Below are 1365 nucleotides of genomic sequence, written 5' to 3'. Positions count from 1 at the left end.
GGTAGTATCTCACTAACTGTGTAAGTTAAAAAGTTATTCTGGAAAATTTTGAGCCCTTATAGCTCAAAAAATTTTACGGAAATAACTTTTTATTATTTTTAACCATTACATAGTTATGATCGACAAAGAAGAATTATTAAACAACAAGGATTTTTACAAGTCCTTTAAAAATGGAGAAGACTTAACTTCTTTCTTCAAAGAAATGCACAAGCGAGCTATAGAGCATATGCTTGATGCAGAATTGGACTCTCATTTGGATAATGATAAACATCAGAAATCTGCCACTGGAAATTACCGTAACGGTCACGGGACTAAAAAGATAAAATCCTCATTTGGCGAATCTGAAATTAAAGTTCCCAGAGATAGAGGAGGTAGTTTTGAACCAGCATTGGTTCCAAAGAGACATAATATTATCGATGGTTTGGAGAATATTATCATATCATTTTATGCTAAGGGAATGAGTGTAAGTGATATTGAAGAACAAATTAAAGAAATGTATGATTTTGATGTTTCTACCTCTACCATCTCACGAATCACCAATGCGGTTGCCAGTGAAGTTGTTAGCTGGCAGAACCGCCCGCTTGAAGATTTGTATCTCATTGTCTGGATGGATGGGATTGTTTTCAAGGTAAGGGAAAATTCCAAAGTCATTAATAAAACCGTTTATCTGGCTGTTGGATTAAACCGTGACGGGAGAAAGGAGGTCTTGGGAATGTGGCTTGGAAAAAATGAAAGTTCAGCCTTCTGGATGAGTGTTCTCACGGATTTAAAAGCCCGTGGTGTGGAGGATATTCTCATCACTGCTACCGATAACTTAAACGGATTTACCCAAACAATCCGTTCCGTCTTTCCTGAATCTCAAACCCAAATTTGCGTTGTCCATCAAATAAGAAATGCCTGCAAATATGTGGTCTGGAGGGACAGAAAAGAATTTTCTGCCGATATGAAGCATATTTACACCGCTCCAACAAAACAAGCGGCTCAAGCAGCTCTCAATGATTTTGCAGATAAATGGGAAAGCAAATATTCTTATGCTATACAATCCTGGCGAAACAATTGGGATGAACTCACTGTATTTTTTGAATTTCCTCTCGAGATACGAAAAATCATTTACACCACAAATTTAATTGAAAATCTCAACGGCAAAATCAGAAAATACACCAAAAATAAAATGTCTTTTCCTACTGATGATGCTGTAATGAAATCAGTTTATTTGGCATTAAAAGAAGCTACTAAAAAATGGACAATGCCTATACAGAATTGGGGTATTGTCCTCAACCAATTTATGCTTATTTTTGAGAAAAGGCTCAGATTATAAAATCTAAGCCCTGACTTTTTAACTTACACACTTTACGGGATAGTGTC

At 36.0% G+C, this 1365-nt stretch carries 1 protein-coding gene; it reads left to right on the top strand.

Annotated features, from left to right (window positions below):
* Positions 1-115: 115 nt before the first annotated feature.
* Positions 116-1318 carry an IS256 family transposase gene (locus NK356_RS24015; RefSeq protein ID WP_253318248.1) on the top strand — a complete coding sequence of 401 codons (1203 nt, stop codon included), beginning with the start codon at positions 116-118 and terminating at the stop codon, positions 1316-1318.
* The last annotated feature ends 47 nt before the right edge of the window (positions 1319-1365 follow it).

It is taken from the genome of Chryseobacterium sp. S0630 (genome assembly GCF_024158915.1).
Classification (GTDB): Bacteria; Bacteroidota; Bacteroidia; order Flavobacteriales; family Weeksellaceae; genus Chryseobacterium.
Note: the sequence above shows the minus strand (reverse complement) of the source record. Positions and strands in the feature narration are given on the sequence as shown.

Bases quoted from the DNA above. Each gene is read 5' to 3' on its own strand.
- NK356_RS24015 (WP_253318248.1), top strand. From the start codon at position 116: ATGATCGACAAAGAAGAATTATTAAACAACAAGGATTTTTACAAGTCC.